Source organism: Bradyrhizobium sp. CCBAU 11357 (genome assembly GCF_028128865.1).
GTDB lineage: Bacteria > Pseudomonadota > Alphaproteobacteria > Rhizobiales > Xanthobacteraceae > Bradyrhizobium.
Genome location: NZ_LBJW01000017.1, coordinates 556,616 through 569,509, shown reverse-complemented (window position 1 = coordinate 569,509; position 12,894 = coordinate 556,616). Strand labels below are relative to the sequence as shown.

Genomic DNA, 12,894 nt, shown 5'->3' with positions numbered 1-12,894 from the left:
GTCTTTCCTTTCCCTCCCCTCGATCGAAAAATCACTGGATGGGCGTAGCGGCTGCGGGCGCTGCGTCGCTAACCCGCGGCTTTGCTCCGAACTGCTCGTCGCCACCTGCGCAGTGTCGGGCCTGCGCTTCACCTTCGCGGCTTACCTCGGCTCGTTGGTGCAGGCTCGCGGACGCAGCACTCGCTCTCGTCTACATCTTTCTTCCGTGAATTCGCTCCTGCTCGAACCCCTCGGAAGCTCGTCGATGCGCAGATGCGCAACCCGCCACCGCCGCGCGGCTAGAGGAACCGACTGCTGATATGCGCATGAAGCGCGCCCGTCTGGCTTTGTGCACAAAACCGTGCATTGAGTTCCGTTTTAAGGACCTGGAAACTGTTGAGAATTCACGGCTTTCGCCAGAGGTGTTGCGTAGCGGCTACAGCAATCTCTAGTGGATACCTTACACTCAGTTTGGCAGGTGGGCGAACGCGCTGATTCATTGAACTCGTTATTGTTGGGGAGACACTCGAATGAGAAAACTTTTCGCGGCTGCGGCCGGTGCTCTGGCACTCGGTCTAGCGGCTCCCGCCAGTGCGGCGGACTTGGCGGCTCGGCCCTACACCAAGGCTCCGCCGATGGTGGCTGCGATCTATGACTGGAGCGGCTTCTACATCGGCATCAACGGTGGCTGGGGCTCCTCCCATACTTGCGCCGACATCGTGGCGGTGGGGGTTGTACCGGTCGTGCCGGCTGTGGCTGAGGGTTGCCACGACGCAACCGGGGGAACGGTTGGTGGCCAGATCGGATACCGCTGGCAATCGGCAAACTGGGTCTTCGGCGTTGAGGGTCAGGGCAACTGGGCCGATTTTCACGGCAGCAACATTGGCCTTTTCACTGGTGCCGATAATCGCACCCGCATCGACTCGTTTGGTCTGATCACCGGCCAGGTGGGCTACGCGTGGAACAATGTCCTCCTCTACGTCAAGGGCGGTGCCGGGGTGGTTGGTAATCGCTTCGACAGCTACGTTCCCCCGGGCTTCCTTGGTGCTGGTACGCTCCTGGCTTCAGCACGGGAAACTCGCTGGGGCGGTACGGTCGGCGCCGGCGTTGAATTCGGCTTTGCTCCGAATTGGTCGGTTGGCTTCGAGTATGACCATATCTTCCTGGACCACCATGACACTGTTTTCACGACACCGGCTGGCGCTACTTTCGGGACTGCTCGTATTGGACAAGATGTCGACTTGGCCCTGGTTCGGGTAAACTACCGTTTTGGTGGTTTTGGCGCTCCGGTCGCCGCCCGGTACTGAGCAGCTTCACTACGAGAACAAGGGCCGGCTCGTTTGAGCAGGCCTTCTTTTTTGGGAGGCTCTAATGACGAAGACTTACCCGCCAGTCATGCGCTCGCAGCTCGCCGACGAGCTGAACCAGGCATTCGCTTCAGCCGAGCCTCACAAGATTTCCAGCGCGATCGGACAAGCGCTCAAAGATTTCAACGTTTCAGAAAAAAGACCGGGCTGCCGCGCACAGGCATTTATTGAGCGTTTGGCAACGACCTCCTAGCTGTGCTCACGGCCATGGGGCTGCAGCTGAAGGTTGTCCCTGTCGGTCCTAAGCAGTGCTCAAGACCAGGGAGGCCACCCCCATCTTGAGCTTCTGTGCGAGCTTGTTCATCTCGGCGCGCCCATCGAGTTCATCTCCGAAACGCTGAACCGGACCGAGCAAGAGCTTCGCCTGCGCGGTTACCACATTGGATTGCCAATGAAGTGGTTCAAGCCCCGTAGCGCCGCATAGGTACCGATGCTTTCTAGCGGCACTTTCGCTCGGTCCGACCGTCCATATACTTCACGGCGGCGAATTTGACGCCCAGACTCAACACGGCAACACCGCCGATAATCAAAAGCCTGCCACCATACCCCGACCATTAATTCCTTCGGGCATTAAGACAGCAATTCACGATATACTACGGGTGTGAAACAAACGACCGGGCGGCGCGCTTCCGCAGAAGTTGTAGATTTGCGCTACAGCATTCGCCAACCGTCGTTGCTAGGCTTCTACGCTCAGTGGAGGCCCCAGCCATGTCAACGGAAGTCGCTCAGAGCACTGACCGGGACGAACATCGCACGAAGGTTGCTCCAGTCCACGCTCAAACGATAAGACCAAAAGTTAGTGTTGACCTCTCGGTGTCCCCGGCGTCTGCGGATGGTCCTCTTGATCTCTACTTGCCCAGCAAGTGGAGTTGGGGGCCGGGAAAATCCTCCATTGATTGGTAGGTAGCTGTTCAGGCGTCGCGCGGCCTGCGCCCCTTTGAAATATGACTCGGTAACTTGCCACTCGGCAGCGGTGCTGCTTTGATTTCTGTGTGCCCCGCCAGACGCCACACACCCACAAATGCTGACGGCCGACCTCTCAAGATCACTTTCGGCCAGATGCGCGCGATGGCCGTGCGAAGCGTCGTGGTGTATTGCGCCGATTACCGATGCAGCCTTAGCGTTAACAGGCATGCCTGAGGGGGATTGCGTCTGTGGCCGGCGCGGCTGATGTCCTGTCGCCGCCCGGATTTTCAACAATTGCTCAAATGTCCTGTGAGATCTGACGCAGGCGCTTGAGGATTCGCCAGACTTGCGTGGCGGACCATCTGCCTTGCCCGGCTGGCGTAGGAACGCAGGTCTCATTGAGTTTCTTTGCAAGCGCCCCCAAAGACGTGGCACCTGACTTCTGGAGAGCTTTGACAATTGGAGCCAGTTCGGCTGCCCGTGCGTTCGCGCGAGCCTCCTGAACGGCGCCGGTCGCTCAAGGCTACTCAGCCCATGCCGCTTGGCATGTGATGTCTGCTAGCCATTCGTACGATAATCGACTCGACACCTGCGGGCCACTCTGGCAGTCGCTGGAAAGTACCGCAATAGAGAGGCCGCCAGCCTAAACCGGCCGGACCACGGCAGGTCGTTTTCCACCCCCGACCTGCAGTAGCTCTCGCGCGAGCCAAGGTCCAAGGGATTGATAATTTGCCAGGTACTTACGATGCCGCGTTGATGCGGGTATGCCTCGCCCTCCTCGACGCGACACGTCTGCCCCGCCGACGGCCGGCCGCTCAAGATCACGTTCGGCCAGTTGCGCGAGATGAGCTTGCGCGGCGTCCTGGTCTATTGATGATGTTCGATTGTCCGATATCGAGCCGCGGTTCGTCTGCCGTGGATGCGGCAATCACGGCGCCGAGGTCAGGCCGGTTTCGAGCGGCAGGCCGCCGCAATTTGCGGGCTCGCGGCCTTAAGCGAAGCGGGCCCGGTGTGACTAGGAGGCCGGGCCCATAGCCTCAGCAACGGCTGCACCGTCGTTCGGCTATCAGGCCCTTAAGTGTCTAAAGAAAACATTGGTTCCTTCGGTCGGTGCCGCGACGTTCCGCACGATCGGCGCGGCGGCTGGACCTAGGCATATCCCGCGCCAAACTCGCCACGATCTCAGCCCATCATTGAGCGAGAATCTGATAGGCTATGGGGACACGCGGCCTCTTTCGCAGCGTGAACGACCACGGCGCTAGCAGAGAAATCATCTGGCCTCTTGTTTGCGCGCCTTGCACAACATTTGCGCCCATCCATCGCGCACCGATCGCGTTCACTAGTTATGCGGGGCCTTGGTGCGACACCTCATCCGCGTGAGCCTCGCGCCATCCACCTGCACGGCCCCTGTCGCGTGCACCGGCAAGGGCTTGTTGCTGAGGGTCCATCAGCCAGTCCCCGGCGGGCCTTCCCTCAAAAAACGGCCCCGGCACAACCCGCCGAGGCCGCTGGAGCCTCGACAGTAATGGGGGTGCCGCCGAGGTATGGTCAGGTCTAGGTAAATTCGGCAATCAGGTCTGTATCCCTTTGGACATAACAGACCCCTGATCGTGCTCTTTGAGTGACGCAATACGGATACACCCAAACGAGGCAATGGCGGATCACTCTCGCTGTCCGCCTCGACAGCTCTCACGCAACAGCTGGCCAACTCGGCGGGGACCATCCCACACCTCAACAATAGGATGCGCCTCCAAGAACTTCTCGGCTCTGGTCTGGGCGTCTATATCGGTTGGGCAATCGAGCTCGTAAACAGCGCGAGCAACGCCGGTTAGATCAACCGCGCAAGTAACGTATCGCATTGCAGTCCCCCAGCTGAGGAAAGCTGCTCGCTACGATTCATTTGCGGGCTTAAGGTTCCTGTGCCTAGCGTTTTGGTGGTTAAAAGCCCGCCACGCCAAGCCCTACATCAATGGGGAGTTTTGTCTTCCCGGTTCAGTAGCCCTAATCGCCGTTCAAGCTCTTCCTTCTTAGCGACCAGTCTCGCGGCGAGAATCTCATTGACGACCGTGTGAAGTCGCCAAAGCTCTTCGAGAGACATGCTCTCAAACGGCTTTCGTTGCATGAATCCCCCGACTCACGAACTGTCGTAGCTTGGTGCTATGAGGGCCAGATGGCAACTCGGGGGTTGGTTGCGCTGAAAGTTACCTGCACCTACGCTGCCGACCTAGTCTATTGGAAGGTGAACGACCGGGCCTCAACCGCGAGCGTCAAAGCTGAGCTTGGGCCAATCGGCTTCGCAGGACACCCAATTCAGCAATTTGACCTTCGAGAAAAACGGTACGTTGGTGCAGAGCAATAGCAGCATCAAAAATGCGACCGGAAATACTCATCATTACCTCAACGCAACAGGACTGAAAAATACCTTAACAAACAAGGGATCACGACAGTAGACGAGGACAATTGCAAGGGGAATTCCTCGGCAGGAGCCACCGAGGAGTAGCACGTGAGGCTGCGAGGCCCGCCAGCGTGAACCGGCGGGGTCTTGTATTTCACTGCCTTGCCCTGCAGAAGCGGCCTGTCCATCAACTGAGTTTGATTTCCCGGCTCAGCCACTCGTCTAGCTCCTCGGGATCAATTCGCCAGGAAGGCGATACGCCCTCCGCCGTTCGAGCCGCCAGCCGGTAGCCTTTCCGACGGAGCTTGGCCGCCAGACCGCGTTATCAAGGACGAACAGGACCAGGTGCAGCACGCGCGACGACGCTTGTCGTCATGCTGCTGCATGCGATCACTGATTGTCAGGGCGATCGGAGAAGGGGGCCAAAGGCGTTAATGTAACAGAGGAGTAATCCGATCAAATTGGCTCAAGCATCAGCATTAGTCATTTGTCTGCTCGCCATCGCTCCGGACGTATCGCTCGCCGGAGACGCCAAGACCGATATCGAGAAAGCGTATGCGGCGTGGGACGCCGCATTCAACAAGCAGGACGCGAAGGCCATTACAGCAAACTGTGTCGCAACCGCCAAGCTGATGCCGCCGACCCACCAGGTCGCGTCGGGCCCGGCGGAAATCGAGAAGTTCTGGGCCGAGCTCTTTGCGAGCGGAGTGACGGGTCACAAGCTGGAGATGATCGACGCCGGCGGAGACGACAAAATCGTGTTCGGCACGGCCAAGTGGACCGCCACCGGCAAGGACAAGGACGGCAAGCCGGCGCCCTTCAGCGGTCTCGCAATGCACGTATTCGAGCGGCAAGCGGACGGCTCGTTGAAGCTCCGGCTTCAAACCTTCAACTGAGTTGTTGTTCTACTGAACTGACGACCGGGAGGGCGGATCGGTGTGATCCTCCCCCCTTCGATGCCGATGAAACAAGTAGTCACGGGAGATGATGATGATGATGCGAAGTCTGGCGCTGGTGATTACATTCATGATCGCGTCGATGGTCCCTGCGTCGGCGCAGAAGGCGGAAATTGAGGCGACCAACGCGAAATTGATCGAATTCTTCAAGAAGGGCGATTTCGCTGGAATCACGTCACTCTACGCCACCGACGCGACCGCATTGCCGCCCGGTTCTGCAGCGGTGCGCGGCGCAACGGCCATCGAGGCAATGTGGAAAGGCATGGCGGAACAGGCTGGTAATCTGAAACTGACGACCATTGAGGTCAAACCGCTCGGCGCCTCCGCCGCACGCGAGATCGGGACCTATAGCCTGAAGACCAAGGGCGCGACGCCGCAAGAGGCATCTGGGAAATATGTGGTGGTCTGGGAAAAGGTCGGAAACGACTGGAAGCTCGGGACCGATTCTGGAACGACGGTAAGTAGGCCGTCGATAGCTCGCCTGAAGCTCGCGCATTAGCGGATCTTGGTGATATTAGATTTGAATCATCAATGCGAAAGAGGAACAACGTGGCAAAGACCCAGCCCGAACCCGTCCGCGACCCGAAGGCCGATCACCTTCTGACCCCGAAAAACTGCGTTCTGGTCCTGATCGACTACCAGCCTGAGCAGTATTCCAGCGTGACTTCATCCTCCCGTGAGGAGATCACCCTCAATGCGGTTGCGCTGTGCAAACTCGCTCAGGCCTACGGCATCCCTGTGGTGCTCTCGACGGTGGCGGTCGACATGGGCGTGAACGAAGGCACGATTCCGGAGATCCGCGCGGCTCTGCCGGGAGTGGAAGAAATCGACCGCACGGGCGTCAATGCGTGGGAAGACGATGACTTCCGCAAGGCGGTCCAGGACACGGGCCGGCGCAAGGTGGTCATCGGGGCGCTTTGGACCGAGGTCTGCCTCGCCTTTCCGACCCTCGACATGTTGGCCGAAGGCTACGAGGTCTATCCGGTCGCCGACGCCGTAGGCGGCATCTCGCCGGCGGCGCACGAACGCGCGTTCGACCGAATGATCCAGGCCGGGGCAAGGCCGATCACGGCGATCTCCTTCGGTTGCGAGATCATGCGCAATTGGGCGCGGGGAGATTCCGACAAGCTGCGAGAAGTCATGCGATGGTATTTCCCTCAGCATCGCCGTCTGCATAAGTCGGCTTGAGGAACAACGTCGGCCCTTTTCGTGGTCAGCCACGCGAAGTTGAGATTCCTCAAAGCGAACCGCGTTCGGAGGCGTAGAGTTGGCTTCGTGCCGAGCGAAGAGCGCGCGCTCCGGTGCCGTTACGGTTGCGGAGGCCCGGACTCGGGCTCCGCCCCAAGATTTTGCGACCGCAGATACGGCGTCGGCTCCGAGAGCGACCCGCGGGTACGTTCGATGGAACGAAGCCAGGACCTGCGGGTTGGACGGCGAAAGCATTTGGACAGTTTGAGAGCGCGATCGGCCTCGGCAGCAATACGGCTGCCGGGGCCGATCTGCATTCCATCCTATTCCTCGCTCGGCGCGGCGGCATTTCCGGGCTCGAGCAGGCTGAGCGCGGTCGCGATCTGCGCGAGCAGCCGTTCGATTTCCTCGCGTTCGTTCGGTCCGGGATCGCTCTCCAGCCGCTCCAGGAGTGCCTCCTTGCGCGCAAGCAGCTTTGCCACGGTCGACATCGCACCTCCCCAGCGTTTGGAACCTGCAAACGATTTGGTGCGCCGCCGGCGAACTTGCCAGCCCTCTGGGCGATCGTGGATATACTGATCAGGCGGAGCGCTGGCGACGCGACCAGAAGCAAAGCTTCTGTGGCCCGAAGCTGCCTCCGGCTTTGTCCGGGCGAGCTTCACTGCTTGACGAGACCACGCCAAACCTTGCCCGTATAGGGGCCGATGAACTTTCCGGATTGCATGCAGGCGTTCCCGGCGGCGCTACACTTCGCGTCCGCTTCCGGATGCCGGGAGCCGTCCTGTTTGCAGTGCGCGATGGCTTGAGAGCACGTCTCGGCGGACGCGGCAAGGCGGCCAGGCAGACCAACGAGGAGACGACGACTGACAGTAATCGCATGGCAGCAAACCTCGGGTCGCGGCACTCGAGCGATCATACCAGAACGCTCGCTTGGCAAACGTAGCCCTACTTGGCCGGTGCCCGTAGCGGGCTATCAGCCCACCTGCGGGCGGCGGGATCGTGCATCGGATCGGTATCGCAGTGCGTACAGACATAACGCTGCCGCCCCGCTACGACATCGTCGGGGACAGCCGTCATCGGCTTGCCGCACGTCGGACAAAGCTTCCGGCTCGAAAACAGCACAGCCATCGGATTTCCCCTGCCGGCCGCAGCGTAGGTCGGTCCGGGCCGCCGGCGCAACAGTGTCGCCGAAAAATCGTTCTCGCTCCCCCTCGCTTCTTGACCTTTCCGCCGCCCGATATTGAAATCGGGCTTTCAGTGATTGTTGCGGGGGTGGCGTCGTGGAAGAGTTCTACAGAGGCTTCGCGCAGCGGGCGCGCGATCTGGCGGAGAATGCGGACCCGTTCACCAAGCGGCGGCTGCTCGATCTAGCCAAGCGGTACGATCTCAAGAGCAGCGGATCAAGCTACGGACGCGCTCCGGTGCCAAGGGCAACGCCGCCGAACTTGCTGTTCTCTGGCTCGGGAGAGTCCTGACTCAGTCCTTCGCGTCCGGCGAAGCATTGGCCCGGCGTTCGTATTCTTCCGCCAGGGCGGCGAGCCGGTCGATCACCTCCGGATCGGTGATGGAAGCAGCCAAGCCCCTGCACCTCCGGGCTTCGGCCAGCAATCGGGTCTTCTCGTCTTTCATGGCAATTCCAGCCCGCTTCCAGGCGGGTCGCGGCGTCCTCCGCAGCCGCACGTACGTCAGCCGTCCTTCGGGGCGTCCTTGGTGTCCTTCGCAGGCCAACCGTCGCCGACGGGCCTGACACGCACCTTCCCGCCAGCGCCCAGCAGTTGGTGGGTGGCGACCTCGTCTTCGGCCTCGACGACCGTCAGCTCGGTTTCGGGCTTCCAGTCGAGCGTCAAGTCGAGATCGCCCGGAAAGATCTGCCAGCACGAGCCGTCTTCGAGTTCCACGATGTGGCTTTCGGAATGGGAGCGGATCTTCATCTCAGGCTGCATCAAGAGTCCGAGGCGGGTCGCGCGGCACGAACGGGCGCCGCAGCCGGCCGGCCTCGTCACCGTGACACCTTGGACACCTGAACCGGACATCCGGCTGCGCGGATGACGTCCGCTGCAGGCTCGCGGCCATCGGCCAGGCGCCGCAGCGGAGGCATTTTTCCAAGAGGGTCTCGGTTTCGATCATCGTGACGGCTCCTAAGGCGAGCCCCCAAGCTTGCGAACGGCCTGGACTTGCACAGGTTCCCGCCTCGGCGCCTCTCCTCGATATCTGCCGGCGAACCACCAATCGCTCTTGCCGTTGTGCCGGCATCCGGATCGCCCTCGACCACGTGCACCGAAACGACAACCATGAAGACCTACTCACACCCGCAACTCGATCCAGCCGGCGCTTGGGACCGGACCTACCTGGAGTCGCTGATCCGCGAGGACTACCAGCGATGCCATCCCGGTGAGACCCTGGATGATCTCAAGCGGCGAGCCTCCTTTTCGCGAGAGGACAGAGGCCTGCTGCGGGACTGGATGGCCGTCGCGGCGGCTCGCGCCGCGGCCGCAATGCGCGGCTAAAGGAGAGCGCGGGCAAGCGACGATCGGCCGCTACTGATCGGATGAACGGAAACTCACGACGATGCCGGTTCAAGCCGGCGAGGCCCCGCTCTCGAGTAGCTGCGAGACGGCGGCAGTCAATTGTGCCGGCGCAAAGGGCTTCTGGATCAGGACGCTACCTTCGACGCCCTGCGACTGCCACTCAGGCGCGCTGGCGCTCGTCATGTAGACCACCGGAAAGCCAGGCGTGATTTCCCTGATCTGCTGCGCCAGCTCCCAGCCGCTGATGCCGTGACCCAGGTTGATGTCCGTCAGCAGGACCCGACATCCCTCGCGGCCATCGCGAAACGTGGATATGGCCTCCTCCCCCGAATGGACCGAGCAGGCCTCGAAACCGCCATCAGACAAGGCGTCCTCCACGAAGCCGGCGATGAGAGCTTCGTCCTCCACGACCAGAACACGAACGGCATCATTCACTTTCAAGTCTCCGCGGCGATCAGGCCGGGTCGTCGGCCAGGCGTCGGGGGTGCGGCGAGCTTCGCGTCGAGCCGGCGCCAGAGTGTCCTGCCTTCTCAAGCCACCGGCACGCCGTAGTAGGCGTTCACGGAGCGCGTGGTCGCTGGGTCGCTCAAATTCCAACTGCTCTCGTCGTCGTATTTGGGGGCGCCGCGGAGCTGGTCCTGGGTGATACCGGTGACGTAGCCGCCGAGGTTGGTGTCGTATTTCAACGCCTGCCAGGGCAGCGGATAGTGATCATCGCCGATGCCGAGCAGCCCGCCGAAGCTGAGCACGGCGTACGAAACCTTGCCGCTGACCTTGTCGATCATGACGCGCTCGATGTAGCCGACCTTTTCCCCGTCGGCCCCGTACACGTTCGTACCCTCCACCTTGTCGCTACCGATCAGATTGAACGTCTCGCGATCTTCCATGGCCATGTTGACCTCCTAGGTGTTATCTTCGGAAATCAACGGTGCGACGATGCCTCCGTTCCTGGCACAATCCGCGGCGGAATGTTGATTTCCCAGGGATGAGGCGGCCGGATCGGATGACGCGCCGCAATGTCTCGGACGAAGTCGGCGAGCGGAGGTCGAGGATGGAGCTGACCGATCTGGAGCGTGATTTTCTGAGGAAGCTCCTCGGCGAATCCTGGGTCAGCCCGCCGACGTTCGACCACGAAATCGTGGCGCGGCTCGTGGAGCTGGGTCTCGTGGAAACCGAACCACTTCCATCCGGAGATATCGAGTATCGCATCACCGACGCCGGGCGGGCGGCGGCTACCGCGTGAACCACAGGTCGACGAACCCCGGGCAGATTGGAGGAACGATAACCTTGCTACCCTACTGAACTGCGGGGCCGTCCCCCGCCGTTGAACTAGGGCGCCTGTCGCGGATAGCCAAAGGTCTCGCGACCCGCTATTCAGAACTAGCGCTCGCGAGGACAGCCAAAGGCGGCGGCCTCTCCGGACTTCTGTGTTCTCGAAGCCACGCGCCTAGGCGCCCGCCCGGCCTCGAGGGCCACCCCACACCCGCCTTACCTGCCGGTCAGCGAGAGACTGATGCGCGTTACGATGTCGTCCCACTCGCGCTCTTCGCTCGCCGGGTAGTTGATCAGGACGCAGTGAATCAATCCGCTCGAGAAGTTGCACCGGTTGTACCAGACCTTCTCGCCCTTGTAGCTGGACACCGCAAAGAACCGAGGCGCCGTTCGCTTGTACTGAATGCGCGCGGGCGGATGCTTCTTTGCGAGAAATGCAGCCGGTGAATCGTTCGAGACGTTGGGTGCGGCCTGTATCGTGAGGTCGGCTCGGCCGTCAGCCGTCCGAAATCGCTGTCCGTACCCGTCCGGACGGCCGGCTTCTTCGGTAAAGATCGAGGCCGGGAAATCGACAGAGGTGCCTGTCTGCGGGATGGAATAGATCGTCCATCTCACCCGTTGAGCCGAGACCATGGAGCTCGAGGCGGCAAGTCCGAGAACGAGCGCTGACACCAGCCATTACATCGCGTCTCCTCCCAGGAGTCATGAAGACCCGACGAGCGGCGTCTCGGCTTGGCTATCGATCGCCAACGACAACGTCACTGCTGATCCGGCTTCTTGGCCGGCGGACCGCTCTTGTTTCCGGGCAGCCCCTTGATGTTGGACGTGTCCTGCTGCTGGACTATCGGATTCTGCTGGTTGAGCGTCGAGCTGGAGCCGACGGTCTCTCCCGGTTTTGCCGCCGGGCCATTCTTGTTGCCAGGCTGGCCGGCGATGCCGGCGCCTCAATTCTGCGCGCTCGGCGCGGATGAGACATCCGGTTTGGTTGTCTGGGCAAATGCGGCCGGAGCCGACATCGCCAGGGCGAACACGAGAGCGCTCGCGATGGACCTCATTTGGAATCCTCCACTGTGCGTTCGGAATCGCGGATCGCGAATACCTGGAGCCCGAACGTGCGGTTGCGTCGTGCGTTCCTAGTCCAGACGCCGTCGCTGACGTCGCTCGCCATGATCCGAGAAGGCCGAGCGCGATGCGCCAAACCACCGTCGAGGAGCCGAGCGCGTCGGCGGGCAGATCCCAGACACCTCGAAATGTCGGGATGGATCAAACCCGTTGATCTGGGGTTGATCTGCCGAAACCCGTATCGAAAGGCTCGCCCCTATGGCTGAGCTGACTCCGGCGGCGCCGCAAGGCACACCGGCCACGCGAGTCGCGTCTTCGCCCATGCTGACGGCCGGTGGCATCGTCTTGGCCATCGGAGCGCTCTATCTCGGCCGGGAAGTCTTCGTTCCTTCTGCTCTTGCTATCCTGCTGAGCTTCGTTCTCACACCCCATTGGCTAAGACGCTGGAAAGTACCTCGCATCGCAGCGGTACTAATCGCGGTTTCCCTTGCTTTTATCGGTCGCGGGAATCGCCTTGGTCGTCGGGCGGCAACTTGTCCAGCTCGCCACCAACCTCCCCAATTATCAGACCACCATCACCGAGAAGATCCACTCATTGCAGAGCTCGGCCCCAGGCGGTGGAGTCGTCGACACCGTCACCACGACGATGCAGGATCTTGGCAGAGAGATCTCGGGCGACGAGAAAAGGTCGGGGAACGCCTCGTCCGGGCTTGGCGCAGGTACTGAGCCTCGGGAACCCGTCACTGTGCGGCTCGAGCCGCCACAGCCGAGACCGTTGGAGCTCATTCGCTCTGTCATAGGTCCGTTGCTGGCACCGCTCGCTACTTCCGGGCTAGTCGTCATTTTCGTGATCTTTGTGCTGCTCGAGCGGGAAGACCTGCGCGATCGATTCATCAAATTGGCAGGAGCCGGTGATCTTCAGAAGAGTACGCAGGCCCTCAACGATGCCGCCTCCCGGGTCAGCCGTTATTTGCTGATGCAGCTGGTTGTTAATCTGACTTACGGTATTCCGATCGGTGTTGCACTTTACTTCGTGGGCGTACCGAACGCGATTCTTTGGGGCCTGCTCGCAGCGGTACTCCGATTCATTCCCTATCTCGGTCCTTTTCTGGCCGCGATATTTCCTGTTGCCCTGGCCATCGCCGTCGATCCAGGCTGAACGATGCTGTTCTGGGTCGTCGGGCTATTCCTCACGGCTGAACTCATCAGCAATAATGTCATTGAGCCCTGGCTTTACGGCT

The 12,894-nt window shown here is 61.0% G+C and carries 15 protein-coding genes and 1 pseudogene; 9 read left to right on the top strand and 7 right to left on the bottom strand.

The genetic code is table 11. From position 1 onward, the window contains the following. Positions 1–509: 509 nt before the first annotated feature. The 5 genes from XI05_RS07775 to XI05_RS07750 all read left to right on the top strand — a co-directional run bounded on the left by XI05_RS07775 (position 510) and on the right by XI05_RS07750 (position 6,791). Complete coding sequence (locus XI05_RS07775; RefSeq protein WP_172785403.1) at positions 510–1,286, top strand: outer membrane protein; 777 nt, start codon at positions 510–512, stop codon at positions 1,284–1,286. A gap of 64 nt (positions 1,287–1,350) precedes the next feature. After that, positions 1,351–1,539: a hypothetical protein gene (locus XI05_RS07770; protein ID WP_271500128.1), complete on the top strand. Its 189-nt coding sequence runs from the start codon at positions 1,351–1,353 to the stop codon at positions 1,537–1,539. A 3,563-nt stretch (positions 1,540–5,102) separates the two neighbouring features. Next, positions 5,103–5,543, top strand: coding sequence for a YybH family protein (locus tag XI05_RS07760; RefSeq protein ID WP_442869240.1), 441 nt, complete (start codon positions 5,103–5,105; stop codon positions 5,541–5,543). A gap of 88 nt (positions 5,544–5,631) precedes the next feature. Continuing rightward, on the top strand, positions 5,632–6,102 hold the full coding sequence (locus XI05_RS07755; protein WP_271500123.1) for a YybH family protein: 471 nt from the start codon (positions 5,632–5,634) through the stop codon (positions 6,100–6,102). 50 nt (positions 6,103–6,152) lie between these two features. Then, on the top strand, positions 6,153–6,791 hold the full coding sequence (locus tag XI05_RS07750) for a hydrolase (protein WP_271500120.1): 639 nt from the start codon (positions 6,153–6,155) through the stop codon (positions 6,789–6,791). A 323-nt stretch (positions 6,792–7,114) separates the two neighbouring features. Here the strand turns inward: XI05_RS07750 and XI05_RS07745 are convergent, their stop codons facing one another. Then, positions 7,115–7,282: a hypothetical protein gene (locus XI05_RS07745; protein ID WP_271500117.1), complete on the bottom strand. Its 168-nt coding sequence runs from the start codon at positions 7,280–7,282 to the stop codon at positions 7,115–7,117. A gap of 789 nt (positions 7,283–8,071) precedes the next feature. Here XI05_RS07745 and XI05_RS07740 point away from each other — a divergent pair. After that, positions 8,072–8,266 (top strand): hypothetical protein, encoded by a 195-nt coding sequence (locus XI05_RS07740; RefSeq protein ID WP_271500114.1) that lies wholly within the window; start codon positions 8,072–8,074, stop codon positions 8,264–8,266. 1 nt (position 8,267) lies between these two features. On the opposite strand, the gene XI05_RS07735 is transcribed toward XI05_RS07740, so the two are convergent. Next, positions 8,268–8,420 (bottom strand): hypothetical protein, encoded by a 153-nt coding sequence (locus tag XI05_RS07735; protein WP_271500111.1) that lies wholly within the window; start codon positions 8,418–8,420, stop codon positions 8,268–8,270. Positions 8,421–8,476: 56 nt separating this feature from the next. Then, positions 8,477–8,722 (bottom strand): hypothetical protein, encoded by a 246-nt coding sequence (locus tag XI05_RS07730; protein WP_271500108.1) that lies wholly within the window; start codon positions 8,720–8,722, stop codon positions 8,477–8,479. A gap of 360 nt (positions 8,723–9,082) precedes the next feature. On the opposite strand from XI05_RS07730, the gene XI05_RS07725 reads away from it, so the two are divergent. Then, complete coding sequence (locus XI05_RS07725) at positions 9,083–9,298, top strand: hypothetical protein (protein ID WP_271500105.1); 216 nt, start codon at positions 9,083–9,085, stop codon at positions 9,296–9,298. 69 nt (positions 9,299–9,367) lie between these two features. Here XI05_RS07725 and XI05_RS07720 read toward each other — a convergent pair whose 3' ends face one another. Together XI05_RS07720 and XI05_RS07715 are read right to left on the bottom strand one after the other, a co-directional pair. After that, positions 9,368–9,754, bottom strand: a complete 387-nt coding sequence (locus tag XI05_RS07720) for a response regulator (protein WP_271500102.1) — start codon at positions 9,752–9,754, stop codon at positions 9,368–9,370. 95 nt (positions 9,755–9,849) lie between these two features. Beyond that, the gene (locus tag XI05_RS07715; RefSeq protein ID WP_271500098.1) at positions 9,850–10,212 is read right to left on the bottom strand and encodes a PRC-barrel domain-containing protein; all 363 of its coding nucleotides are present in this window, start codon (positions 10,210–10,212) and stop codon (positions 9,850–9,852) included. A 158-nt stretch (positions 10,213–10,370) separates the two neighbouring features. Here XI05_RS07715 and XI05_RS07710 point away from each other — a divergent pair, with 158 nt between their 5' ends. Then, a complete protein-coding gene (locus XI05_RS07710) occupies positions 10,371–10,562 on the top strand; it encodes a hypothetical protein (protein ID WP_028150789.1) in 192 nt (63 codons plus the stop codon). A gap of 245 nt (positions 10,563–10,807) precedes the next feature. On the opposite strand, the gene XI05_RS07705 is transcribed toward XI05_RS07710, so the two are convergent. Both XI05_RS07705 and XI05_RS07700 read right to left on the bottom strand, forming a co-directional pair. Continuing rightward, on the bottom strand, positions 10,808–11,224 hold the full coding sequence (locus tag XI05_RS07705; protein ID WP_271500646.1) for a hypothetical protein: 417 nt from the start codon (positions 11,222–11,224) through the stop codon (positions 10,808–10,810). Positions 11,225–11,349: 125 nt separating this feature from the next. Next, positions 11,350–11,646, bottom strand: a pseudogene (locus XI05_RS07700) (hypothetical protein). Between the two features lie 494 nt (positions 11,647–12,140). Between XI05_RS07700 and XI05_RS07695 the strand changes: the two are divergent. Beyond that, positions 12,141–12,812, top strand: a complete 672-nt coding sequence (locus tag XI05_RS07695; RefSeq protein WP_271500095.1) for an AI-2E family transporter — start codon at positions 12,141–12,143, stop codon at positions 12,810–12,812. The last annotated feature ends 82 nt before the right edge of the window (positions 12,813–12,894 follow it).